The organism is Mucilaginibacter roseus (genome assembly GCF_021215455.1).
GTDB lineage: Bacteria > Bacteroidota > Bacteroidia > Sphingobacteriales > Sphingobacteriaceae > Mucilaginibacter > Mucilaginibacter roseus.
Genome location: NZ_JAJPWV010000004.1, coordinates 158,869 through 181,752, shown reverse-complemented (window position 1 = coordinate 181,752; position 22,884 = coordinate 158,869). Strand labels below are relative to the sequence as shown.

The 22,884-nt window shown below is 43.8% G+C and carries 25 protein-coding genes; 10 read left to right on the top strand and 15 right to left on the bottom strand.

All coding sequences use genetic code 11. The annotated features are described in order from the left end of the window. Positions 1-52: 52 nt before the first annotated feature. The 5 genes from LT679_RS14045 (at position 53) to LT679_RS14025 (ending at position 2,881) form a co-directional block, all read left to right on the top strand. A complete protein-coding gene (locus LT679_RS14045; RefSeq protein WP_232178239.1) occupies positions 53-301 on the top strand; it encodes a hypothetical protein in 249 nt (82 codons plus the stop codon). Positions 302-349: 48 nt separating this feature from the next. Continuing rightward, positions 350-541, top strand: a complete 192-nt coding sequence (locus tag LT679_RS14040) for a hypothetical protein (RefSeq protein WP_232178238.1) — start codon at positions 350-352, stop codon at positions 539-541. Between the two features lie 98 nt (positions 542-639). Beyond that, a complete protein-coding gene (locus LT679_RS14035; RefSeq protein WP_232178237.1) occupies positions 640-1,161 on the top strand; it encodes a DUF2911 domain-containing protein in 522 nt (173 codons plus the stop codon). Positions 1,162-1,245: 84 nt separating this feature from the next. After that, positions 1,246-2,337 (top strand): DUF3810 domain-containing protein, encoded by a 1,092-nt coding sequence (locus tag LT679_RS14030; protein WP_232178236.1) that lies wholly within the window; start codon positions 1,246-1,248, stop codon positions 2,335-2,337. Positions 2,338-2,395: 58 nt separating this feature from the next. Continuing rightward, the gene (locus tag LT679_RS14025) at positions 2,396-2,881 is read left to right on the top strand and encodes a hypothetical protein (protein WP_232178235.1); all 486 of its coding nucleotides are present in this window, start codon (positions 2,396-2,398) and stop codon (positions 2,879-2,881) included. A 4-nt stretch (positions 2,882-2,885) separates the two neighbouring features. Here LT679_RS14025 and LT679_RS14020 read toward each other — a convergent pair whose 3' ends face one another. Further along, the gene (locus tag LT679_RS14020; RefSeq protein WP_232178234.1) at positions 2,886-3,695 is read right to left on the bottom strand and encodes an alpha/beta hydrolase; all 810 of its coding nucleotides are present in this window, start codon (positions 3,693-3,695) and stop codon (positions 2,886-2,888) included. A gap of 103 nt (positions 3,696-3,798) precedes the next feature. Here LT679_RS14020 and LT679_RS14015 point away from each other — a divergent pair, with 103 nt between their 5' ends. Further along, positions 3,799-5,469 (top strand): ArnT family glycosyltransferase, encoded by a 1,671-nt coding sequence (locus LT679_RS14015; protein ID WP_232178233.1) that lies wholly within the window; start codon positions 3,799-3,801, stop codon positions 5,467-5,469. A gap of 78 nt (positions 5,470-5,547) precedes the next feature. On the opposite strand, the gene rfbA is transcribed toward LT679_RS14015, so the two are convergent. The 11 genes from rfbA to LT679_RS13960 form a co-directional block, all read right to left on the bottom strand. Then, a complete protein-coding gene (gene rfbA / locus LT679_RS14010; protein WP_232178232.1) occupies positions 5,548-6,408 on the bottom strand; it encodes a glucose-1-phosphate thymidylyltransferase RfbA in 861 nt (286 codons plus the stop codon). Positions 6,409-6,452: 44 nt separating this feature from the next. Then, the gene (gene rfbD, locus LT679_RS14005; RefSeq protein ID WP_232178231.1) at positions 6,453-7,313 is read right to left on the bottom strand and encodes a dTDP-4-dehydrorhamnose reductase; all 861 of its coding nucleotides are present in this window, start codon (positions 7,311-7,313) and stop codon (positions 6,453-6,455) included. Positions 7,314-7,329: 16 nt separating this feature from the next. Then, positions 7,330-7,884, bottom strand: coding sequence for a dTDP-4-dehydrorhamnose 3,5-epimerase (gene rfbC, locus LT679_RS14000; RefSeq protein WP_232178230.1), 555 nt, complete (start codon positions 7,882-7,884; stop codon positions 7,330-7,332). Positions 7,885-7,893: 9 nt separating this feature from the next. After that, positions 7,894-8,946: a dTDP-glucose 4,6-dehydratase gene (gene rfbB, locus LT679_RS13995; protein WP_232178229.1), complete on the bottom strand. Its 1,053-nt coding sequence runs from the start codon at positions 8,944-8,946 to the stop codon at positions 7,894-7,896. A 216-nt stretch (positions 8,947-9,162) separates the two neighbouring features. Then, the gene (miaA, locus tag LT679_RS13990; RefSeq protein ID WP_232178228.1) at positions 9,163-10,080 is read right to left on the bottom strand and encodes a tRNA (adenosine(37)-N6)-dimethylallyltransferase MiaA; all 918 of its coding nucleotides are present in this window, start codon (positions 10,078-10,080) and stop codon (positions 9,163-9,165) included. Positions 10,081-10,178: 98 nt separating this feature from the next. Further along, on the bottom strand, positions 10,179-10,829 hold the full coding sequence (locus LT679_RS13985; protein ID WP_232178227.1) for a plasmid pRiA4b ORF-3 family protein: 651 nt from the start codon (positions 10,827-10,829) through the stop codon (positions 10,179-10,181). Between the two features lie 36 nt (positions 10,830-10,865). Next, entirely contained in the window at positions 10,866-12,278 is a 1,413-nt protein-coding gene (locus LT679_RS13980) for a CCA tRNA nucleotidyltransferase (protein WP_232178226.1), read from the bottom strand. Positions 12,279-12,345: 67 nt separating this feature from the next. Then, complete coding sequence (locus LT679_RS13975) at positions 12,346-12,912, bottom strand: L-threonylcarbamoyladenylate synthase (protein ID WP_232178225.1); 567 nt, start codon at positions 12,910-12,912, stop codon at positions 12,346-12,348. Further along, positions 12,905-13,891, bottom strand: a complete 987-nt coding sequence (locus LT679_RS13970) for a glycosyltransferase family 9 protein (RefSeq protein ID WP_232178224.1) — start codon at positions 13,889-13,891, stop codon at positions 12,905-12,907. The genes LT679_RS13975 and LT679_RS13970 overlap by 8 nt, the downstream gene beginning before the upstream one ends. 132 nt (positions 13,892-14,023) lie before the next feature. Then, positions 14,024-14,839 carry a 2,3,4,5-tetrahydropyridine-2,6-dicarboxylate N-succinyltransferase gene (locus LT679_RS13965; RefSeq protein ID WP_232178223.1) on the bottom strand — a complete coding sequence of 272 codons (816 nt, stop codon included), beginning with the start codon at positions 14,837-14,839 and terminating at the stop codon, positions 14,024-14,026. Positions 14,840-14,893: 54 nt separating this feature from the next. Continuing rightward, on the bottom strand, positions 14,894-15,376 hold the full coding sequence (locus tag LT679_RS13960) for a hypothetical protein (protein WP_232178222.1): 483 nt from the start codon (positions 15,374-15,376) through the stop codon (positions 14,894-14,896). A 162-nt stretch (positions 15,377-15,538) separates the two neighbouring features. Between LT679_RS13960 and LT679_RS13955 the strand changes: the two genes are divergently transcribed. The 3 genes from LT679_RS13955 to LT679_RS13945 are packed head-to-tail and all read left to right on the top strand — an operon-like array spanning position 15,539 to position 17,189. Continuing rightward, complete coding sequence (locus tag LT679_RS13955) at positions 15,539-16,054, top strand: FEKKY domain-containing protein (protein ID WP_232178221.1); 516 nt, start codon at positions 15,539-15,541, stop codon at positions 16,052-16,054. Positions 16,055-16,078: 24 nt separating this feature from the next. Continuing rightward, the gene (locus tag LT679_RS13950; protein ID WP_232178220.1) at positions 16,079-16,501 is read left to right on the top strand and encodes an RNA-binding S4 domain-containing protein; all 423 of its coding nucleotides are present in this window, start codon (positions 16,079-16,081) and stop codon (positions 16,499-16,501) included. Positions 16,502-16,532: 31 nt separating this feature from the next. Then, the gene (locus LT679_RS13945; RefSeq protein ID WP_232178219.1) at positions 16,533-17,189 is read left to right on the top strand and encodes an FISUMP domain-containing protein; all 657 of its coding nucleotides are present in this window, start codon (positions 16,533-16,535) and stop codon (positions 17,187-17,189) included. A gap of 85 nt (positions 17,190-17,274) precedes the next feature. Here the strand turns inward: LT679_RS13945 and LT679_RS13940 are convergent, their stop codons facing one another. Next, a complete protein-coding gene (locus LT679_RS13940; RefSeq protein WP_232178218.1) occupies positions 17,275-17,898 on the bottom strand; it encodes an OmpH family outer membrane protein in 624 nt (207 codons plus the stop codon). 148 nt (positions 17,899-18,046) lie between these two features. On the opposite strand from LT679_RS13940, the gene gyrB reads away from it, so the two are divergent. Next, complete coding sequence (gene gyrB / locus LT679_RS13935; protein ID WP_232178217.1) at positions 18,047-20,005, top strand: DNA topoisomerase (ATP-hydrolyzing) subunit B; 1,959 nt, start codon at positions 18,047-18,049, stop codon at positions 20,003-20,005. Positions 20,006-20,052: 47 nt separating this feature from the next. Here gyrB and LT679_RS13930 read toward each other — a convergent pair whose 3' ends face one another. Beyond that, complete coding sequence (locus tag LT679_RS13930; protein WP_232178216.1) at positions 20,053-20,493, bottom strand: retropepsin-like aspartic protease; 441 nt, start codon at positions 20,491-20,493, stop codon at positions 20,053-20,055. Between the two features lie 96 nt (positions 20,494-20,589). Continuing rightward, positions 20,590-22,881 carry a translocation and assembly module lipoprotein TamL gene (gene tamL / locus LT679_RS13925; protein WP_232178215.1) on the bottom strand — a complete coding sequence of 764 codons (2,292 nt, stop codon included), beginning with the start codon at positions 22,879-22,881 and terminating at the stop codon, positions 20,590-20,592. Positions 22,882-22,884: the final 3 nt, after the last annotated feature.

Below are 22,884 nucleotides of genomic sequence, written 5' to 3'. Positions count from 1 at the left end.
GTTAACAAAATGTTAATTAATACTGCTTTAACATTGATGTTACATTTGCATCATGTCCACACCGTCCGTTCCGGCCTACGCCATTGTAGAATTATTGATGAGGCTTTCAGTTATAAACAAACAAATAGGCGATTACAAAGGGCATATTGTTAAAAGTGATTATGTGGACGTAAAAACCACCGGCGGTATCCTGACGCTATCAACCGAGCTGATTATGCAACAGTTTGAAAAACCCGAACAAATTACTGCGAATGATTTGGCGCTTACTGCCGATACGTTTCACCCGCAGCGTAAACGCTAACAAACTATTCTACTATCTGCCCGTTATTAGTTGTAAAATCCAGGTAAGATGAAAGCCGATAAACATTATAAGTTTATAAACAGCACCACTGGCTATTGTATATATCACTACTCCTTAAGCAGTGCCCTGCCACCCGAACAAATTAAAACAGAACTGGAAAAAATTAAGGCACAGGTGGCCTCAAAAAACGGGTTGTTGCTGAATACGGTTTACTGGGAAGAAGTGCGCGACGGGCGATGACTTTCTTACCGTCAGCAAAGGTTGTTTTATTTTTTTAGATACAATTTGCTAAATCAAACCGTTAATTACCTTTGCAGTAACTAATTTGAAATACCACCATGAACAAAGCATTAAAATTAAAGGCATTTGCAGTTGTGCTTATCGCCATGTTCTTTTCAATTACTACCAAAGCACAGGATGCAAAACCGGTAGCCAGCCCGCGCGATAGTGTTAGCGGTAAAGCCGGTAAGGCCAACATTTCTATCAACTACGGCAGCCCGTCAGTGAAAGATCGTAAAATATGGGGTTCGCTTGTACCTTACGGCCAGGTTTGGCGTGCTGGTGCTAATGAGGCCACCGTTTTTACAACGGATAAAGCCATTAAAGTTGAAGGTAAAACCCTGCCCGCAGGTACCTACAGCTTATTCACCATTCCAACAGAAGGCGACTGGACTATCATATTTAACAAGGTACCTAAACAATGGGGCGCCTACAAATACCAACAGGCTGATGATGCTTTGCGTGTAACGGTAAAGCCGGTAAAGGCTGACGCTAAGAAAGAACGCCTGGTTTACGCTATAAATCCTAAAGGCTTTACTTTAAGCTGGGACGAATTAACCGTTCCGGTATCAGTAAAATAAGCTTGGCATAAAATGTGAAGAAGCCTCTGCAATTGCAGGGGCTTTTTTGTTGCAGCATTGTTAGGGTTATGTATATTTACGGCAATGCTTAAAGCCAATAATCCCCTGATTAAACCTTTTGCCACTGTTCTAACATCAGCCCTGGTTATTTACCTGTTGATGGTATTTGCCGACCACCCGCAAGCGGTAGAGCAGTACTATTCGCAAGGTTTGTATCGTGGAGTATGTTTGGTTTTGCATGGCTTATTCAATTGGTTGCCGTTCAGCCTTGGCGATTTGGTGTACATTGCGACATCCCTGTTACTGGCTTATATTGTATTCCGCATAATTAAACAGTTGTTTCAAAGGCGCTTTAAAGGTGCGCTTTTAACTACGTTACGGTTGGTTGCAGGCATAGAGATCGGCATAATTGTTTTCTACCTTTTTTGGGGATTAAATTATTTTCGCCCCCCTGCCAGCGTTAGGTTGGGCCTTACCGATACGGCCTATACTGTAGTTGATTTAAAAGCGGTAACGCTCGAACTTATTGATAGTGCAAACCATTCACGCCAAAGACTATCGTCAGCCGATCTTGCGAAGTCAAATGACAGCATATATGCGTCAGCAGTAAATGCTGTAAAACACCTGTCCGATTCATCGGCACAGTTTAAAACCTATATTCCGGGTGTAAAGCCGGCCATGCTTACCTTTGTAATTAATTATTTGGGTACTTCAGGTTATTACAATCCATTTACCGCTGAGGCGCAAATTAACTACCAGATGCCGGTGTTTGTGCGGCCGTTTGTGGCCTGTCATGAACTATCGCACCAGGTGGGCTTCGCACCCGAGGACGAAGCCAACTTCGCGGGGTTTTTAGCGGGTATAAAATCAAAGGACAAATTACTACGCTATTCCGCATACTACAGCGGTATGACCGAATTTATGTACGCCCTGCGCGACGCGGATACAACGGCCTTTAAGCTGTTTAAAAAACGCATCAGTAAAAGTGTAATGGCCGATTTAAAGGCCGAACGTAAATATTGGGAATACTATTCGGGCAGGCTCGAAGCGGTGAGCAGCATTTTTTATGATAAATTTTTAAAGGTTAACAACCAGCCCCAGGGCTTGCTTACCTATAACCAGATGATCACGTTAGCAATGGCCTGGTATAAAAAGCAACAGCCGGTAAGGCGCTGATTACACTGCGTAACAAATAAGTAACAAATGCTTATATTTGAGGGAGTTTAATGTTGAAATGAAGAGAGCGCTCCTTATCATGTTGCTTTTTACCTGCGGATACGTGCAGGCGCAAAGCTTAACCCTTAATGACCTGACCAACCTTGCCCAGCTAAGCAACGGCGAAGCGCATGATTATCTGGTGCTATCGCGTAAGTTTAAACGTGATTATATCCAAAAGATAAATGGCAAGCAGGTGGAAAACTACAAGGGCCTTGCTGATACCACCAAACGCGAGACCGTTATTATAGGCGATGGCCAAAAGCTTGACAATGGCGCGCTGCTGCGCAACGTTTACTATGCTACCAACAACCGTAAATTTTTACTGAACATGATTGCGCAGGCCAAGCAATCAAACTTTAAGCAGAGCTTTACCGGTATGGATGCCAATAATAACATCTTTATGTTTGATGACGATCTGTATCATATCATCATCAACGTAGGGCGGGGTAAAGGCACCGGTTCAGTAAGTGTTAAGCAGAAAGAATATTCGGGCGTTTATTAACCGCTTAGTTTAGTAAGGCAGGCAGTCGCTTTATATACTCCGGGTTTTTATCAATGCCGTTATGTTTTTGTCCGTTGAGGATGATAAGCTGATCCGCCTTTTTAAAATGCTTTTTCAATTTGAATGAGGATTGATAGTATATAGTTTCATCAGCATTGCCATGAAAAATGATTACCGGTGCCTTAACCCTTTTAATATAACTGTAGGTATTTAGCTGATATTTAGAGATAAATGCCGGCAGGTAAGGGTACAAGTGTTTAGCCAGATCGGTAAAACTGTAATACGGAGCAAGTAATATCAACTTATTTGGCTTATTATGAGCAGCTAACCATGCCGACGGGCCGGTACCTATGGAGAAACCCATGATAATGATGCGCTTGCCTTGGTATTTGATTTTCAAAGTATCATAAGCTGTTTGTACGGCGGTTAGCAATTCTGCTTCGCTATTAATGTGCCCGGTACTTTTGCCAAACCCCGGATAATCCAACACAAACATATCATACCCTTCGGCAGTATGTTCGGGTGTTATATCGCCCCAGTCGGCCGCATTACCCGCGTTGCCATGCAAAAAAAATATCAATCCTTTTGCAGCAGTGGTATCCGTTTTAAATAACACGCCGCTTAAAGTATCCTCGCCGTTTTTTATGGCGTACTCCTCAAAAGGATAGGCATAGCTGAATTTATAATTCTGCGGAAGTTTAGCTTCATGAAAGATCATCTTATCCTGCTCAAAATAAAAGTAGAAGCAAACGGCTATGTAAATAGATATCGCGATGCCTGCCAGCCAGGCAAGCGTTTTTAAAAGCTTGTTCATAAATAATGCGGTTAAGTTATGTAAATGCAGTCTTTAAATCAACGCTGCTTGTGCCGTTCTATAGCCAAAAAACTACTTATCTTTACCGCCAAGCGTTTTTACTATGCCCCAAACACCGGCACTTAACAAGTGGCTCTATTTATTTTTAGGTTTAGCGGTAGCTATAAATTTCAGCGGGTTATTTGTTCCGTTGATGAACCCCGATGCAACCCTTTACGCCACCATTGCCAAAACAATGGTGCTGCGTAATGATTATGTAAACATTTACGTTCGCGGTACCGATTGGCTGGATAAACCCCATTTCCCATTCTGGATTGCCGCTTTGTTCTTCAAAATTTTCGGCATTAACACCTGGGCTTATAAACTATCGGGTATTGTGTTTATGCTTATGGGAGCCTTATATACCTGGCTTTTCGCCAAAGCATTGTATAATAAACAAGTAGCTATTTGGTCGGTACTGATATTACTGACCGCCCAGCACATCGTACTATCAGATAATGACGTACGTGCTGAGCCCTACCTTACCGGTTTGATCATCGCCTCGGTGTACCACTTCTACCGGTCATACACCAAACCCTCGTTTTGGCATTTGCTGATTGGCTGCGCGTTCGCTGGTTGCGCGGTAATGACCAAGGGCATATTTGTGCTTATTACAATCGGCGGCGCTATAGCCGGGCACCTCATCATTACCAAACAATGGCAACAGTTATTTAACCTGCGTTGGTTACTGGCGGCGGTATTGGTATTCATTTTTATGCTGCCCGAGGTATATTGCTTGTACCAACAGTTTGACGCGAATCCCGAAAAGATAGTATTCGGTCAGCAAGGTGTATCAGGCATAAAATTCTTTTTTTGGGATAGCCAGTTCGGCAGGTTTTTTAACACCGGCCCCATCAAAGGCAGCGGCGATCCGTTCTTTTTTGTGCATACCACATTGTGGGCGTTTTTGCCATGGTCGCTATTATTATTCGCTGCAATTTATCAATTCATTAAAAAAGGTATTAAGAATGCACAAGCTCACGAATGGTTTAATATCTGCGGTGCCATGCTTACGTTCCTGATGTTTTCGGCTTCAAAATTCCAGTTGCCGCATTATATCAATATCGTGTTCCCCTTCTTCGCCATTATTACTTCGCAATACATCTGTAGCGTTCAATCCGCGAAAAGTATAAAAGCTATCAATATTACGCAATGGATAGTTATAGCGTTACTTTTTGGGGTTTTAGTAGCCTTACATCTATTTTATCAGCCTGAAATAAATATTGCGTTACTGGTCACGTTAGTACTTACGTTAATGCCTACGCTTTTTATTTTACCGGATAAGATTGGTAACAGTTGGTTTGAGCGAGTTGGTTATCGCAGCGTTATAATTTGCGTTATGGTCAACCTGTACCTTAACTTGGCGTTTTATCCGGATTTGTTAAAGTACCAGGCCGGGAGCGAAGCAGGGATGTACATCAGCCAAAGTGATATCCCGTTAAACATACCTGTGCTGCAAAGCGGTGACGACGTGAATTTTGCGATGGAGTTTTACCTCGACAGGCCAATGATTACCATCCCTGCCGATGGCTCCGCTCAATTACCTGATAAAGTGTTTATGCTTTATGCCCCGGCTAACGCGGTGAACACTATTCTGAACGGAAGAAATTTGAAAGTTATAAAGAAATTCGAGCGTTATGCGATTACACGCTTGAAACCATCCTTTTTAAACAAAGCTACGCGTAGCGAGCAAACTACACGTATGCAGTTGGTGCTGGTTTCGCCAGTTAAGTAAATCAATTTAAAAGGAGCTAAAAAGCAAAGCCCCTTTCTACAATTATGTAGAAAGGGGCTGTATAATAATTGGGGTGAGTTAGCTAAGCAGCTTTTGCAAATACTTACCGTAACCGCTTTTAATATATCGTTGTGCAAGGTTGCTTAATTGCTCGGCATCAATAAAGCCCATGCGGTAAGCTACCTCTTCAATACAACCAATTTTGGTATCCTGGCGTTTTTCAATTACACGCACAAACTCGGTCGCATCGCTTAATGAGTCGAAAGTACCAGTATCCAGCCATGCGGTGCCACGGTCCATAACACCAACCTGTAGGGTGCCTTGTTCCAGGTAAACCTTGTTTACGTCGGTTATTTCGTATTCGCCGCGAGGTGATGGCTCAAGTTCGGCGGCTATCTTAATTACACTATTATCGTAAAAATAGAGGCCCGGTACCGCGTAGTTTGATTTTGGTTTCTCCGGTTTTTCTTCGATAGAAAGGGCCTTGAAATCTTTATCAAATTCTACCACACCGTAACGCTCCGGATCAGCTACCGGGTAGGCAAATACCGCTGCGCCTTCTACATTGTTAAAGCTTTGTATCAGTTTGCTAAAGCCCGAACCGTAGAAGATGTTATCACCCAGGATAAGGGCGGCTTTATCATCGCCAATAAAATCCTTACCAATTACAAAGGCTTGCGCAAGCCCGTTCGGTTTTTCCTGAATGGCATATTCAAAGCGGCAACCCAGTTCACTGCCATCACCCAGCAGGCGTTTAAAACCTTCGTTATCCTCGGGTGTAGTGATAATCAATATCTCCTTAATATCAGCCAGCATTAAAACAGAAAGCGGGTAATAGATCATCGGCTTATCGTAAATAGGCATAAGTTGTTTACTGATGGCCTTGGTTATAGGATATAGCCTGGTGCCTGATCCGCCTGCTAAAATAATACCTTTCATATATATGCGTGGTTAGTGTTGGTTAACGGTTTGTGATTGTTTAGTTAGTTGTTTTTTAGCCTGTTGATGCATATAGCCAAGCTGTCGCGCCAGTATGGGATCTCGATATTTAACACATTTTTGATCTTGCTTTTATCCATTACCGAATAAGCCGGGCGTACGGCTCTTGTTTTGTATGCGCTGGTTGGTATCGGCAGGGTTTTTACATGCGTTTCTGACAGGTCGAAAATAGCTTTCGCAAAATCATACCATGATGCTACACCCTCATTGCTGTAATGGTACAGACCATAGGCGGTGCTTTCTGTATTGATGATCTCCATGATAGCATAAGCCAGGTCAATGCCATAAGTAGGTGTTCCTACCTGGTCGGCAATAATGGTCAGTTGCTCACGCTCTGCGCCAAACTTCAGCATGGTTTTAACGAAGTTATTACCATACTCCGAGTAAAGCCAACTTGTACGCAAGATAAAATATTTTTCTAACACGCTGCTAATTGCCAGCTCGCCATCCAGTTTGGTTTGTCCGTAAGCGTTTATTGGCGCTGCAATATCATCTTCGGTACGTGGAGTAGGTGCGTTACCTTCAAAAACAAAATCCGTTGATACGTGTATAAGCGTTGATCCATATTCAGCACAAAATTTCGCCAGGTTGGCGGCACCTACTTTGTTTACTTTATCGGCAGTTTCGTAATCATCCTCGGCTTTATCAACAGCGGTATAAGCGGCGCAATTTATGGCGTAGGTTGGGCGTTGTGCTTCAAAAATATTTTTAAGCGCCTCCTCATCCAGGATGTTCGCTTCGGTTTCGCCCGGGAAATAAATATCGGTTCTCCCTTCATTTTCGGCTATTTGTTTAAAACAACTGCCTAACTGACCGGATGCACCAAATATTACTATGTTTTTCATGTTATGTATGTAGATGTTAAAAGAAAGGCTCCTGAACGTCGGCAAGATAAGGCAATATTCTGTCCTTTTCTGATGTTTGCAAGCTATCGGCAGGTAATATCCAATCTATATTCAATGAAGGATCGGCATAATGCAAACCACCTTCTGAAGCTTTGTTATAAAAATTATCGCATTTATAGGCAAAAATGGCGGTGTCACTTAATACTACAAAGCCATGCGCAAAACCACGCGGAACAAACAACTGGTGCTGGTTCTCTTCACTTAAACGTGCCCCATAATACTGGCCGTAAGTAGCAGAACCGGGACGAAGATCAACGGCAACATCCAGCACCTCGCCTTTAACCACACGTACCAGTTTGGCCTGGGCGTGCTCCCCTTTTTGTAGGTGAAGCCCACGTAAGGTGCCTTTTGATGAATAGGATTGATTATCCTGCACAAACGTAGTGTTAGTGCCGGTTAGCTCGTTAAATGTTTGCTGGTTATAGCTCTCAAAAAAGTAGCCGCGATCGTCATTAAAAACACGCGGTTTTAGCAATACGCAACCCTCAAGCGGAGTAAGTTCAATAGTCATATCTGGTGGTTAGCGTTTGTCGTATTGTGTTTCGTAATAATCAGCGTAAGCCCCGCTGGTAACATGCTCAATCCATGCTTTGTTATTCAGGTACCAGTCAATAGTTTCTGACAGGCCTTGCTCAAACGTTACTGAAGGCTCCCAACCAAGCTCTTTATTCAGTTTGGTTGCATCAATAGCGTAACGGGCGTCATGACCCGGACGGTCTTTTACAAACGTGATCAGTTTTTCATTTGTTCCCGGCTCGCGACCAAGTTTTTCATCCATCTGGCGGCAAAGTACGCGAACAAGATCAATGTTAGCCCACTCGTTAAAGCCGCCAATGTTATAGGTGTCGCCGTTGTTGCCTTTATGGAATATCAGGTCGATAGCGCGGGCATGGTCAATTACATACAACCAATCGCGTACGTTTTTACCATCACCGTAAACAGGCAGTGGTTTGCTGTTTAATATATTATTGATCAGCAGCGGTATCAGCTTCTCCGGGAAGTGATTAGGCCCGTAGTTGTTCGAGCAGTTTGATACGATTGCCGGTATGCCGTAAGTATCGTGGTAAGCGCGTACAAAGTGATCGCTTGATGCCTTGCTGGCGCTGTATGGAGAATGCGGATCGTATTTTGTAGTTTCGGTAAAGAAACCTTCGGTACCTAATGAGCCGTACACTTCATCGGTTGATATGTGATAGAAAAGGTGTTTTGAATAATCCTCTTTCCAGTATTTTTTTGCCGCTTCCAACAAAGTAACCGTGCCTATTACGTTGGTATAAACAAAATCAAGCGGATGGGTGATCGAACGGTCAACATGCGATTCTGCTGCAAGGTGCACTACATCAGTAACCCCATATTTCTCAAAAATAGCGTTAATGGCATCAGCATCCTTAATATCGGCACGCTCAAAGGTGTAGTTGGGTTGGTTCTCTATATCTTTCAGGTTCTCTAAATTACCGGCATAAGTAAGTGCGTCAACATTGATGATTTTGTAATCAGGATAATTGGTTACAAAGCGACGCACCACATGCGAGCCTATGAAACCAGCACCACCGGTAATTATTATTGTTTTCATATAGAGTGTTTAAAATGTAATTATAATTATTATTTGCCGAAAATAATGATAAAATTGTAATGGAACTAGGAGTTTATAATTTTTTTATTAAATATAATAGATAGTTTATCTTATTTTTATACAGATAAATGGGTACTAAAATAGTTATTGTAATAGCAATCGTGGCATAATGCCGCAAAACTCACTTTAAACACACTACTTGTAAATTAGTTTAGGTTATAATCCTGTTAGACTTATTATTTGTCCGATCAGGTCAGGATTAGTAGCATCTACCCAATTTACATCTTTATCCCTGCGGAACCAGGTAAGTTGCCTTTTAGCAAATCGGCGGGTGTTTTGCTTGATCATTTCAATAGCCGTTTGCAGATCTGTTTTGCCATCTAAGTAATCAAACAGCTCCGAATAGCCTACCGTATTTAAGGCATTAAGATGTAGGTATGGCAATAATGATCGCACTTCCTCAACCAGTCCCTGCTCAACCATAATGTCAACACGCCGGTTTATCCGCTCGTAAAGTTGTTCTCGTGGCATATCTAATACCGCTTTAACGATGTTGAACGGCCGTTTGTTAGTATTGGCTGTACGATATGATGAAAAAGGCTTTCCGGTGGATTCAAACACCTCAAGCGCGCGTATAACACGTTGCGGATTGCTGAGGTCAACCTCATTGTAATAATCTGAGTCGGCAGTTTTTAATTTTTCCTGAAGATAAGTTATACCATGCTCATCTAACTCCTGGTTGAGTTTTTCCCTGATACCCGGGGTTGCGGTTGGCAACTCATCAAAACCCTCGCAAACCGCTTTGATGTATAAGCCCGAGCCGCCGGCCAATATCACTACATCATGTACTTTAAACAACTCATTGAGTAATTGCAGTGCCTGCTTTTCGTAATCACCAACGTTAAAATCATCGTTAATGGAGTGCGAATTGATGAAATAATGTTTTACCGTCGCAAGTTCATCCGCATCAGGCTTGGCGGTGCCGATTGTCATTTCCCTGAAAAATTGTCTGGAATCTGCTGATACCACTACTGTATTATAATGTAGCGCCAGTTGTATGGCAGCCGCGGTTTTACCAACTGCTGTTGGGCCTGCTATTACAATAAGTTTTTTTGAACCGCTGTGCTGATCCATCACGGATATAAAGGTTTAAAAATCAAATAGCGATGGGTGATAAAGCCATCGCTATTTTGTATGCTGACAATGGTCTATCGACCATAGCTATCGACTAATCAATAATCATCCCGGCTGCCCCGGCCACGGCCGTCTTCGTCGTAATTTTCGTTATCCGAAAATTCGTCGCCAAACTCATCGCTTTCTTCTTCTTGCTCTTCCTCATTGCTGTTCACAGCTTCGCCGGTTTCATCAACTTCGGTAAAATCTTCAGTGTCTTCAGGATTGTACTCCATTTCGTTCAAAAAGTCAAACTCTTCACTGGTTGGCGGCAGTATGGTTGGGTTGAATACATTGCCGAATTGTTTTGGCGCTTCGCCCACCGAGCGTACCACCTGTGGATATTCAGCTTTTGGCGATTCATCCAGAATAATCTTCATCAGTTCCACGTGAAAATCAAACGGACGGTCGAAATTAAACGTATAGTAAAACTTTTGGTGCGGATCATCAATAAAGCTGCTTAGCCTTACCTTTTCCATCAGGGCTATGCCGCGGTCAATTTTGCGCTGGTTAGGCATAAAGGTAATTTCCTCGCCCTTGGTCCACTGATCGTTGCTGATATAAAATGATGAAGGATAGTCGGGGTTATAGCCTGTTGATTTATGTATCGCATGGTGAAGATCCTGAAATGTTTGGTTCGATTTTACATCGATCTCCCTTACAATATCATCATAATCCTCAAAGGTAACCCTGAACCTGTATACTGCCATTTGTTATATTTTTATCAAAATTAATAATGTTTTGTTTTATTTGGTTTGAGCAACAACTTTTAAGCCAATTTGTGTGCCTTTTTCAATAGTAAATTGAAGTGCCGCTTCGCGTGTGTTTGGAATTTCGCCTTCAAGGATGGCTTCGCGTATCTGATTTTTGATAATACCCACCTCACGGCCCTCTTTTAGCCCGAATATTTCCATAATATCGGTACCGGTAACCGGGGGCTGCCAGTTGCGTATGCTGTCGCGCTCCTCAACATCCTTTAGCTTTTGCTGTACCAGCTCAAAATTTTGGCGGTATTTTTTAACCTTGTACTCGTTTTTAGTGGTAACATCGGCTTTGCATAACTGCATGAGGCTGTCAATATCGTCGCCCGCCTCAAAAAGTAAACGGCGCACTGCCGAATCGGTAACAATGGATTGTGACAACACAATAGGCCGCAGGTGTAACTGTACCATTTTCTGCACAAACTTCATCTTATCGTTAAGCGGAAGTTTTAGCTGCGCAAATATCTTAGGCACCATACGTGCGCCTTTGTCCTCATGGCCATGAAACGTCCAGCCGTGGCCGGGTTCAAAGCGCTTGGTGGGCGGCTTGGCAATATCGTGTAGTATAGCGGCCCAGCGTAACCATAGGTCGGTAGTGGTTTCGCAGATATTATCAAGCACCTGCAGGGTGTGATAAAAGTTGTCTTTATGGCCTTTGCCATCGCGATATTCAACGCCGTAAAGTGCGACCATTTGCGGGAATATTTTGTGCAGCAAGCCGGTATCAAATAGGTAATTGAAACCAATGGATGGTTTTAGGGACAGGATGATCTTATTCAGTTCATCCGTAATGCGCTCCTGCGATATGATCTTGATGCGATCTGTATTTGTTTTAATGGCCTCGATAGCAGTATCGTCAATCTTAAAACTAAGCTGTGTTGCAAAACGTATGGCCCGCATCATTCGCAGCGGGTCGTCGCTAAAGGTTTCGACCGGGTTTAGCGGTGTTTTGATCAGCTTTTGTTTCAGGTGCGATATGCCGCCGAACGGGTCAAGCAACTCACCAAAATTATCAGGATGTAAGGATAGCGCAAGCGCGTTGATGGTAAAATCGCGACGGTTCTGGTCGTCTTCCAAAGTGCCATCCTCCACAATAGGTTTACGTGAGTCGCGGCGGTACGATTCCCGACGCGCGCCAACAAACTCCACTTCCAGATCGTGATACTTAAGCATAGCCGTACCGAAATTCTTAAACACCGACACCTGTACATTGAGCTTTTTGGCCACAGCTTCGGCAAAGGTGATGCCGTTGCCTATCACCACCACGTCAATATCCTTTGAGGGGCGTTTCAGGAACAGATCGCGCACAAAACCGCCAATGGCATAAGCCTGTACGTTTTGCTGACCCGCCAATTGCGATATTACTTTAAATATATGGTGTTGCAGATGCTCCTTCATTCCCTTGCATGCCTGATGTGCATTAATGAAAGGTGCAAATTTATAAAAATGAGCTGTAAAACGCTTATTAGCGGCGCAGAAACTCAAACCTGCCATCAGGCGCTAAACGCATTATGGTTGATGGTTTTTTCAGGGAGGTGTCGTGCTGGTCAATATCCACCACATAATCAACACCTTCAATAATTTCCTGGGAGATTTCGCCAAAGTTTTGGGGTGATGGCTCTCCGCTGATATTGGCTGATGTTGATACCAGTGGTTTGCGCAGGCGCTGTATCAACTGCTCGCAAAAGGGGTGTTTGGCCACACGTATGCCCACACTGCCATCAGCGGCTATCAGTGCTTCGGATATATTTTTGGCGCCGGGCATTACCAGTGTTAAAGGGTTTTCGGCAAACTCAATCAGATCGTAAGCAATGTCGGGCACCTCGCGCACGTAACTTTGCAGCTTGTTATCGGTATCCAGCAAAATGATCATGCTTTTGGCTTCCTCGCGCTGTTTAAGGGCGAATATCTTTTTCACAGCCTCGGTGTTGGTGGCATCACAGCCAATACCCCAAATGGTATCGGTAGGGTAGAGGATGATACCGCCATCCTGTATAACCTTAAGGGCTTTTGCAACTTCGTCTTTAAGCATGGTTCAAATATTTACGCAGGGCTTCAATAATTTTTGTTTCGTCAAGCAACTGCATACACTTGGGTATGCCGTAAAGCTTGCAAGTGTTGCGCACGCATGGTTCGCAAGGTAATTTATTGGAACGAATAACGGTCAGGTCATCCAGGTTAAACGGCTCGGTATTATGTTCATTACCGGCTCCAAATAATACTACTACCGGCAACCCCACGCTGTTAGCCAAATGCGCCGGACCGGAATCAACTGTTAGCAAGGCCGCTGTACCCGCCATTAACGATGCCAGGTTGGTGAGATTGGTTTGCCCGGTATGGTTCACAATTCTGTCCTTATTGATAACACCTGACAATATAGCGTTTACATGGTCAGCATCCTTGGGAGCGCCTATCATGCCTATGCTAATATCAGCAAAGGTACTCAATAGCATGTTAAGCAGGGCGATACCTTTATCAACCGGCATACGGCGCGACTCGGCTTCGGAATTAAAATTAACCAGTAATTGCTTTGGCTCGTTAACCAGGGGATGGGCGATAACCTTTACCGGTTCGGACGGTACAAGCTGCCCGGTGAATTGTTCAAGCAGCGAAATATATTCACGTACCCGGTGCACATTTTTCGGGCGTTTGCATGCTTTGGTGAGGAAAAGGAAACCACCTTCACTATTAAACCCTACCCGTTTTTTAGCGCCTGTTGCAAAAGCCATTACGGCTGATGAAAGCGACGGGGGCAAATTAAAATAAATATCGTACTGCTGACTGCGAAGTACTTTACCAAAGCGGTAAACACCGCCCAGCCCTTTAAATTCCTGCTTGGAAAAGGAGTAGATATTACTGACGCCCGGAATCAGTGCGGCAATGCCTTTTAATTCCTGTTTAATAATCACATCAACCTGCGCATCAGGATAAAGCTGCCTCACGGCGGTAACAAATGAGGTGCTCATCACCACATCGCCAAGCCAGTTGGGTAGCCTTATCAGTATTTTCATTTGGAGGGGATGAAGGGTTAATGGTGAATGGTGAATAGTGAATAAGGAAGGGAAGCGTATATCAGATATTGTTTAGTCTGTTTATTGCTCAATTTCAATATTACTCACTACTCACACCTCACTACTCACCAATTAAACCGCTACGTTATTTTCGCGCAATGCGTCATTCAACGAAGTCTTTTTGTCGGTCGACTCCTTACGTTTGCCGATGATCAGCGCACAAGGCACTTGGTACTCACCCGCAGGGAATTTTTTTGTGTATGAGCCCGGTATAACTACTGAACGTGCCGGTACGCGGCCTTTATATTCAATCGGCTCCTCGCCGGTAACATCAATAATTTTAGTTGAAGCGGTTAGCACCACATTAGCGCCTAATACAGCTTCGCTCTCTACGTGTACACCTTCTACTACAATGGCACGTGAGCCGATGAAACAATTGTCCTCAATAATTACGGGAGCAGCCTGAACCGGTTCTAAAACGCCGCCAATGCCTACACCACCGCTTAGGTGTACGTGTTTGCCAATTTGGGCGCACGAGCCTACGGTAGCCCAGGTATCAACCATGGTACCCTCGTCAACAAAAGCGCCTATGTTTACGTACGATGGCATCATGATAACGCCTTTGGCCAAATGCGCGCCGTAACGGGCAATAGCATGAGGAACTACTCGAACGCCGGTTTGTTTGTAATCAGTTTTAAGCGCCATTTTATCATGGAACACAAACGGACCCACCTTATTCTCTTCCATAACGCGGATAGGGAAGTATAGGATAACGGCTTTCTTGATCCAATCGTTAGTATGCCAGCGGCCGCCGATAACTTCGGCAACGCGGTATTCGCCTTTATCTAACCGTTCAATAACGGTTTCAATGGCGTCTTTGTATTCGTTATATTGCAACAGGGCACGGTCTTCCCAGGCTTCTTCAATAAGTGTTTTCAGATCTTGCATGGTATATTATAAACTTTGGGGCAAATTAAAGGATTTTTATACAAAATATGGATGTTATTGGGCTCTTAACTGTTTCATGGCTTCCGGATCGATCTGTCGCATTATAATAGCAAGAGCCAAATAGATAAGTATTGCTATACCTAACGCTCCCCAGATACTTTTGGGATAATAATCATCTGCCGGGAAATAACGCTTATAAAAAAACACGGCATATATATATCCGCCGATAACATTGGCTGATATTACAAGCAGGTTTATAATCACGATGTCCTTTGTCGGTGCCGAAATGATTGCTACATAGGTAGCGCATGAATAAACCAGACCGAACGCTCCAATTCCAAACGCGGCTCTTTTGAACCCTGATATCCATAGGTTGCGGATCAGTAGCAGGGCTCCAACAAAGCTCGAAAAAAATATGCTGAACCCCCATATGCTCCATTTGGAGTATAGCTCTACATAATCTCCTTCGGGTTGTTCGTCTGTATCTTCGTATTCCTCTTCAAAATCGTCTTCGTATCTGTCGTTCTCTGTCGCCATGTATAATTATAGTATGAATGCAAAGGTAAAAGCTGTTTTTTAAATCGATGTTTTTAATTTTAATAGAAATTTGTTTTTATGCTAATGAGATACCTAAATCTTTTGTTTTCGCTGATAATCATAATCTCCGTCGGGTGTAATGGTAACACTACACAACCGAAGGTGATCTTAAAAGATTCACTTACCATTTATCGCTATGGCTTGCATGATTCATTTGAAAGAGCCAGAGCCGAATATGTGGTTGCAAAGCGTTGGCAAATACATTATAAAAGTGTAGCCAATTGTGTAATAAGTAAAGAATTAGCCGACAGCGCAGAAAATCATAACCGTGAAGTAAGCATGCGTTTGCGCAAGAAATATGGTGTTGATTGGCAATCCAAACTGGACAAGGCAGTAACAAACGAAGTGGTTTTGCAGCAGAGAATAATTGATAATCTTATGGCTTACAAAGGATATCAACAGGTAATAAATAAATTTGATAAGAAAGGACAAACGGTTTCAATTTGGTTTGAGGCTCCAAATGATAGCGTTTATTTCGCTCAATTGGAAACACATGATTTAGTGAATAACCGAACTATCTACACCATACAGGCAAAGTATGCCGTTGACCTGCGAACATTTAAGATTAAGCCGGTTGCATTTCAGCAACCTTCAGCAACCTACTTTGCACCGGAGTAGTTAGATATTTCTTAATTTTGCCTCATGCCTGAAAAAGAAAAACTACGTATAGATAAATACCTTTGGGCCATCAGACTGTTTAAAACGCGCACCCTGGCTGCAGAAGCCTGCAAGGCCGGACGTGTGAAAAAGGATGGCCAGAATTTAAAAGCCTCCTACGAGGTTAAGCTGGGCGATACTTACAATGTATCAAAAGGCTTGGAGCGTAAGGTGGTAAAAGTCACCGGCCTGCTCGAAAACCGTGTAGATGCTAAAAAGGCTGTCGACTTTTACGAAGATTTAACGCCCGTGCAGGATACTCATTCCTTTCAATCAATGTTTCATGCCCCTACGTTGCGCCGCGACCGTGGTACCGGCCGCCCGACTAAGCGCGACCGACGCGAAATCGATGATTTGCAGGAAGGTTTTTTTGAAAATTCAAAGGATAAAGAAGGCGAAGAAGAATAGGCGTACTTAATATATAAATCAAAATAAAAACATGAAACCAACCTTATGCATTTTAACTGCCGTTATGTTTATAATTGGCGGTTGCAAAAAAGATGACTCTAAAGAAGTTGTCACAGACAAAGATGAATCAGTTATAACCATTGATGGAAAACAATACCCGACAGTAAAGATTGGAACACAGCTATGGACTGCGGTAAATTATGACGGTGCCGGCGGTGTGAAGTATGATCAAATGGCTGATATGGAAAATTCTGGCAAGCTTTACACACTTAGCGAAGCCAAAACTGTTAAAGCGCCGGCTGGTTGGAGATTGCCCGCTAAAGAAGATTTTTTGAAGCTGATGAATTATGTGGGTAAAACCTCGGATAATGCAGGCGGTACCTATTTACAAAAAGAAGATGCATTAAAATTCATGGCAACGCAAACATGGTTTACGAAAGGCATTAATTCCTTAGGGTTTAACGCAGTAAGCACCGGCGCCTACGATGGTTATTTTAAACAATATGATTACTCAGGCAGGCTTGCCGTATTTTGGACTACGAGTTGGGCAAAATCAAGCGATAATACAACTAATTTACCTGTATGCTTTAGTATTTACGATCATTTAAGTGACGACGCTACTTATGTTTTAATTCATGCGTTACAAAATGAAAGCAGCAGGCATGCCATTAGGTTTATAAAAAACTAATGGTAAAACAAAAGCCGCAATTCAAATAAAGTTGCGGCTTTTGTTTTACCATGAATTCCCAGTCCCAGGAAAGGGCAACGTGGGTTTATTTCTTTTTATACTCTTCGTTAAGGCCTTTTACTACATCTGCAGTAACATCAAGGCTTTCGTCGCCATATAATACAGTCGGGTTAAGGCGTGAGTAGCTTAAAACCATTTTGTAACCTTTTTCTTTCGCGTATTTCTTAACGTAATCGCTAACCTTATTGAATAGCTTATCGTTTTCATCAGCCTGGCTGTTTTGGAAAGCGGCAGTAGCATTTTGCTCATAACCTTGCATTTCCTGCGCTTTTTTCTGCAGGCGTTGCTCGGTAGCAGCACGCTGGTCGGCGCTCATGGTAGCTGCATTTTTCTGATACTCCACAAACTCGCGTTGTATGGCTTGCTTGCGAGAGTCAACATCACCCTGTGCGGCTTTGCCTTTCTTTTGCAAGCGGTCGCCCATATCTTTCACATAATCATATTTAGCCAGCAAAGAGTCCTGGTTAATATAAACGATGGTTTCTTTGGCAGGGGCGGCAGTTGTGCCTGCGGTTGTTGTGGTTGCTGCAGGTTTGTCAGCCGGTTTTTGCTCGTTGTTACAAGCGGCTAAAGTGCCTGCTATTAATAACGCTGCAGAGGCAGCTCCTAAAGTCAGTTTTGAAAAGTAAGAGGCTTTGTGTATCATCATCCTTCAGTAAAAAAATTTCACAAATATAATCTTTACCTGTAACTATCCTAATCATTTAACAGGCAAGTTTCCACACCCTGGTAGTTATCAACATAGCGGTAATCTCGCATATTTTTCGTATTTTTGAAGGTTATACTTTTAATTATTTATGAGCGAACAAAATCAGGATAAATCAAATTACTCAGCAGATAATATACAGGTTTTAGAGGGTTTAGAAGCTGTACGCAAGCGCCCCTCCATGTACATTGGCGATACCGGCGTTAAAGGCTTGCACCACCTGGTATATGAGGTGGTTGATAACTCGATAGATGAGGCACTTGCCGGTTATTGCGATGATATAAAGGTTACTATCCACAAAGGAAATTCCATCACGGTTGAAGATAATGGCCGTGGTATACCAACGGGTATCAACACCAAAGAAAATAAATCGGCACTGGAAATTGTAATGACGGTGCTGCACGCGGGCGGTAAATTTGATAAGGATACTTATAAGGTGTCAGGTGGTTTACACGGTGTGGGTATCAGTTGCGTTAACGCGCTGTCAACCCACGTTAAAACTGTAGTTCACCGCGAAGGCAAAATATTTACCCAGGAGTACGAGCGTGGTAAGCCATTGTTTGATGTAAAATCAATAGGCGAAAGCTCACGTACAGGTACCATACAAACCTTTCAGCCCGATCCGGAGATATTCACTACTACTTTAGAGTACAAGTATGATACCCTGGCAGCCCGTTTACGTGAGCTTGCCTTTTTAAACAAAGGTATACGCTTAACCTTAACGGATGAGCGCGAAGAACTGCCTGAAGGTGGTTACCAGGCCGAAGAGTTTTTCTCTGAAGGTGGACTTAAAGAGTTTGTTAAATTTCTGGACGGCACCCGTGCGTCTATCATTCCGGAGCCCATCTATGTTGAGGGCACCAAGCAGGGTGTACCTGTCGAGCTGGCTTTACAGTATAACGATAGCTACTCAGAGAATGTACACTCGTACGTAAACAACATTAATACCATTGAGGGCGGTACACACGTTGCCGGTTTCCGTATGGGATTAACGCGTACCCTGAAATCATACGCGGATAAAGAAGGTTTGCTGAAGAACGTTAAGGTTGAAATTACCGGTGACGACTTCCGTGAAGGCTTAACTGCGGTAGTATCGGTTAAAGTTGCCGAGCCACAGTTTGAGGGCCAAACCAAAACCAAGCTGGGTAACAGCGAGGTGAGCGGCGCGGTAAACGTTGCCGTTGGCGAGATATTGAGCAACTACCTGGAGGAAAACCCGAAAGAGGCACGCATGATTGTGCAGAAGGTGATCCTTGCCGCTACTGCCCGTGCCGCGGCACGTAAAGCCCGCGAGATGGTGCAGCGTAAAAACGTAATGGGTGGCTCAGGCTTACCGGGTAAACTGGCTGACTGCGCCAACAGCGATCCGGCATTGTGCGAGATCTACCTGGTCGAAGGTGACTCGGCGGGTGGTACCGCCAAGCAGGGCCGTAACCGCGATACACAGGCTATATTACCTCTGCGTGGTAAGATATTGAACGTGGAGAAAGCCATGGAGCATAAGATCTACGAGAATGAGGAGATCAAGAATATGTTTACCGCGCTGGGTGTGAGCATTGGTACGCCTGAGGATGCCAAGGCGCTTAACCTTACTAAGCTGCGTTACCACAAAATTGTGATCATGACGGATGCCGACGTTGACGGTTCGCACATTACTACGCTGATCCTTACTTTCTTCTTCCGTTATATGAAGGAACTGGTTGAGTTTGGTTATGTATACATCGCATCGCCACCGCTTTACCTGGTTAAAAAAGGTAAGGAGCAGGAGTACTGCTGGAATGATGAGCAGCGCGATGCAGCTATACAACGGCTTAAAGGCGCCGGTAAAGAAGATAGCGTACATGTGCAGCGTTACAAAGGTTTGGGTGAGATGAACGCCGAGCAGCTTTGGGAAACTACCATGAACCCGGCTACACGTACACTCAAACAAGCTACTATTGAAAACGCTGCCGAGTGCGACCATACCTTCAGCATGCTGATGGGTGATGAAGTTGCCCCTCGCCGTGAATTTATTGAGAAAAATGCTAAGTACGCCAAGATTGACGCGTAAGTAGTTAAACAGATACGAAAAAGCCTCTCAAATTTGAGAGGCTTTTTTTATGCTTTCCGCATTCGTGTTTTAAATATCACCTGTCGTTTGCCGTAATCAATTACAGCTTTGTACTCCATCAGTATATCGCCGCCTAACACGCCCAATACCTTTGGGTGATTAAGTTGTTCGTAGGCTATGTTAATTGTTGAAAGATCGAGCACTGCCGCATCGAAATTATCAAGTTGCAGCTGGCCGATGTACATATCGCTTAAAGTTGCAGTGAACGATACCATGTTGTTAGTACCCAAGCCGGTGGATAGCTTATCGCTGGCTAAAATGAAATCTTCTCCGTTTGCCTCGGTCAGCAGGGTTTTATCCAGCGCGGTGCGCGATGCACCGGTATCCAAAACGAGTTTGTATGTTTTGCCAAATAAAGTAATATCAATTAAAGGATGAAAGCCGTCTCCTTGCAGGTCAATAATATGTAGAGGTATAATGTATTGCATTGGGCGCAAAGGTAGTATTTTCAGTTTGCAGTGGGCTGTTTACAATAGGCAGTTGTATTTTATACCGCCCACTGTAAATCGCCCACTGTAAACTAATCAGAACGGATAACCGATAGCCAGGTTAAACACCAGGTTTTCGTGGCGCCATGCGCTGCTGCCAAAGTCAATCTTGTCAATCACCCAGCGCTGGCCCTCCGGTAACCATGGCTTTCTGATAGGGAAACCAAGGTCGGTACGCAGCACCAGTACGCTAACATCAAAACGTAAACCTACACCCGCGTCAACCGCGAACTCCTTGTAAAAATCGCGGCCGAAAGTAGCTCCGGGTTGAGCATCTGTGCCGCGCATCAGCCAAATGTTACCGGCATCAACAAATACGGCACCACGTACAATGCTAAATAGTTTTGGACGCCACTCTACGTTGCCCTCTATCCTGATATCACCTGCCTGATCGGGTAGGAAACCGCCTTCCTCTGGCCGGCCGGCATAATAAGTGCCCGGGCCTATTGAACGTGCCCTAAAGCCACGTAAGCTGTTTGAGCCGCCGATAAAGAATTGCTGGCTATAAGGCATCAACGTTGAGTTGCCGAACGGCACGCCAACGCCAACCATTAAGCGGGTAGCAATGGAGCTGTTTGGCCCTGTTTTATGATAAAAACGCAGATCGTTTTCAAACTTCACAAACTGGTTAAATATACTGCCGAACAAATATTTTTCCTTACCGGCAAGTGTATCGGCACCTGAAACCAAACCTGCTATTACCCCCGAAGAACTTACCCGGCCATTATAATACAATGTGTTTGTGCGATATTCTTCAGTAGTGTTGGTATATGTATAGCTATAGCTCGGGCCGAAGGTAAATTGCCTGTCGATAACATGCTGTAACGCAGGGTTGTTACTCTTGGCTATACTATCGCGATATAGTTGAGTTACGTTAGCCGGGTTAACGAATGTTATATTAAGCAAATTCAGCTCATGGCTTTTGTGTACACTCTGCTTCCAGTCATAACCGAATGATCCGTTGAACGAATTTAGGGTATATAAATTTGTACGGTTGATCAGCGTGTAACCTAAAGTAAGGTTGGTGTGCGGAATATAGGCATTGTCTGACCGTATGTTGATCGGCGATATAAAGCGGGGCCAGGTCAGTTTCATTTCGCCACCCACCTGATAAACGTTAAAGCCGCCACCCTGACCGGAAAACTGCACGTCCGAGCTTCCGAAAAGGCGGAAGGTAAGTAGCTCAGCACCTTTAAAAGCGTTACGATGCTTCCAGTTGATATTGATCTGTGTACCGGTAAAGTTGGCTGAGTTGGTACGTCCAAGCACATCAACCTGTATTGATTTTTTTTGGTATGGCGTCAAGAAGTAAAAAACATCCAGTTTTGACGAGTCGGATGCAACCGGCTCAAACCTGTTCTTCACAAATTTATACGGACCCAGGTTTACAAAGCGGTTAAGCGAGTTATTATGTGCAGTACGGTTATAAACTTCGCCAGGTTGCATTAATACGGTGTTTTTAAATGCGAAAGGCCTGATGGATTTTCTCCTGTCAACCACGTTATACCAGCGGTAAGGTACGGCCTGATCCAAATGGAGTGCGGTATCGCGCAGCGAATAGCTCGGGTATACGTACAGCTTATTAATGGTATATATACGGCGGTCGCGATCATTTACCTCCGGTTTAACAGCCACAAAAATGTCTACCTGGTGGTTGTCTATCGTGCTGTCTATCCGCATGATGATGTCCTCGGGCGCAAAGTAAAAAAAGCCTCTTTCTTTGAGTTTGGCATCTATGCGTAAGCGCTCAGTTTTTATCACATCCAGATCGTATTTATCGCCTGGCTTTAGTAAGGTTTCACCTGCGGTTCCTGCAATGGCGGTGTCAAGGCTTTCATTTCCTTTGGGGAAGGTTACGCTGCGAATTTTGTAAGCGGGGCCGGTATTAACGGTGTACTCTGCTTTGGCTGTTTTCTTTTTGCCAATAGTGTCTCCACTTACCGTAGCTTGGAAGTAGCTTTTATTTTGCAGTCGGTTCTGCAAAATCTCGCTGTTTTTTTCGAGGTTGACCTGGCTGGCTAAAACAGGTGGCTCGCCAAATTTAGTATTAAGCCAATGTTTAAAACCCTTTGTTTTATTGGTGCGTGTTTTATTATAGATGTAGAGTTTTACCCTTAAACCCAAGATAGAGGAGTTAGGCTTTGGCCGTAGCAATGGCGTAAGGTCAGCTTCGAGCGCCTTACGGTCGCTTTTCTTTAAGCTGTCTGTGTCCACAATTTTAACCTTGCCGCCGGTATACAGCTTTTGTCCCGGTTGCAGGTATTTGGTATTGCTGCAGGCACTTAAAAAAATGGTAAGTACTAAAACGTATTTTATATTTTTTATCATGAG

Excerpts from the sequence above, each read along its gene's own strand:
- LT679_RS14030 (WP_232178236.1), top strand. The coding sequence starts at position 1,246 with ATGCTTAAAGCCAATAATCCCCTGATTAAACCTTTTGCCACTGTTCTA.
- LT679_RS13980 (WP_232178226.1), bottom strand. The coding sequence starts at position 12,278 with ATGAAGGAGCATCTGCAACACCATATATTTAAAGTAATATCGCAATTG.
- LT679_RS13950 (WP_232178220.1), top strand. The coding sequence starts at position 16,079 with ATGCCTGAAAAAGAAAAACTACGTATAGATAAATACCTTTGGGCCATC.
- LT679_RS14035 (WP_232178237.1), top strand. The coding sequence starts at position 640 with ATGAACAAAGCATTAAAATTAAAGGCATTTGCAGTTGTGCTTATCGCC.
- LT679_RS14045 (WP_232178239.1), top strand. The coding sequence starts at position 53 with ATGTCCACACCGTCCGTTCCGGCCTACGCCATTGTAGAATTATTGATG.
- LT679_RS13985 (WP_232178227.1), bottom strand. The coding sequence starts at position 10,829 with ATGGCAGTATACAGGTTCAGGGTTACCTTTGAGGATTATGATGATATT.
- LT679_RS13930 (WP_232178216.1), bottom strand. The coding sequence starts at position 20,493 with ATGCAATACATTATACCTCTACATATTATTGACCTGCAAGGAGACGGC.
- LT679_RS14025 (WP_232178235.1), top strand. The coding sequence starts at position 2,396 with ATGAAGAGAGCGCTCCTTATCATGTTGCTTTTTACCTGCGGATACGTG.
- rfbC (WP_232178230.1), bottom strand. The coding sequence starts at position 7,884 with ATGACTATTGAACTTACTCCGCTTGAGGGTTGCGTATTGCTAAAACCG.
- rfbA (WP_232178232.1), bottom strand. The coding sequence starts at position 6,408 with ATGAAAGGTATTATTTTAGCAGGCGGATCAGGCACCAGGCTATATCCT.
- LT679_RS13975 (WP_232178225.1), bottom strand. The coding sequence starts at position 12,912 with ATGCTTAAAGACGAAGTTGCAAAAGCCCTTAAGGTTATACAGGATGGC.
- LT679_RS13970 (WP_232178224.1), bottom strand. The coding sequence starts at position 13,891 with ATGAAAATACTGATAAGGCTACCCAACTGGCTTGGCGATGTGGTGATG.
- LT679_RS13960 (WP_232178222.1), bottom strand. The coding sequence starts at position 15,376 with ATGGCGACAGAGAACGACAGATACGAAGACGATTTTGAAGAGGAATAC.
- LT679_RS14015 (WP_232178233.1), top strand. The coding sequence starts at position 3,799 with ATGCCCCAAACACCGGCACTTAACAAGTGGCTCTATTTATTTTTAGGT.
- rfbD (WP_232178231.1), bottom strand. The coding sequence starts at position 7,313 with ATGAAAAACATAGTAATATTTGGTGCATCCGGTCAGTTAGGCAGTTGT.
- LT679_RS14020 (WP_232178234.1), bottom strand. The coding sequence starts at position 3,695 with ATGAACAAGCTTTTAAAAACGCTTGCCTGGCTGGCAGGCATCGCGATA.
- tamL (WP_232178215.1), bottom strand. The coding sequence starts at position 22,881 with ATGATAAAAAATATAAAATACGTTTTAGTACTTACCATTTTTTTAAGT.
- LT679_RS13945 (WP_232178219.1), top strand. The coding sequence starts at position 16,533 with ATGAAACCAACCTTATGCATTTTAACTGCCGTTATGTTTATAATTGGC.
- gyrB (WP_232178217.1), top strand. The coding sequence starts at position 18,047 with ATGAGCGAACAAAATCAGGATAAATCAAATTACTCAGCAGATAATATA.
- LT679_RS13965 (WP_232178223.1), bottom strand. The coding sequence starts at position 14,839 with ATGCAAGATCTGAAAACACTTATTGAAGAAGCCTGGGAAGACCGTGCC.
- LT679_RS13940 (WP_232178218.1), bottom strand. The coding sequence starts at position 17,898 with ATGATGATACACAAAGCCTCTTACTTTTCAAAACTGACTTTAGGAGCT.
- miaA (WP_232178228.1), bottom strand. The coding sequence starts at position 10,080 with ATGGATCAGCACAGCGGTTCAAAAAAACTTATTGTAATAGCAGGCCCA.
- rfbB (WP_232178229.1), bottom strand. The coding sequence starts at position 8,946 with ATGAAAACAATAATAATTACCGGTGGTGCTGGTTTCATAGGCTCGCAT.
- LT679_RS14040 (WP_232178238.1), top strand. The coding sequence starts at position 350 with ATGAAAGCCGATAAACATTATAAGTTTATAAACAGCACCACTGGCTAT.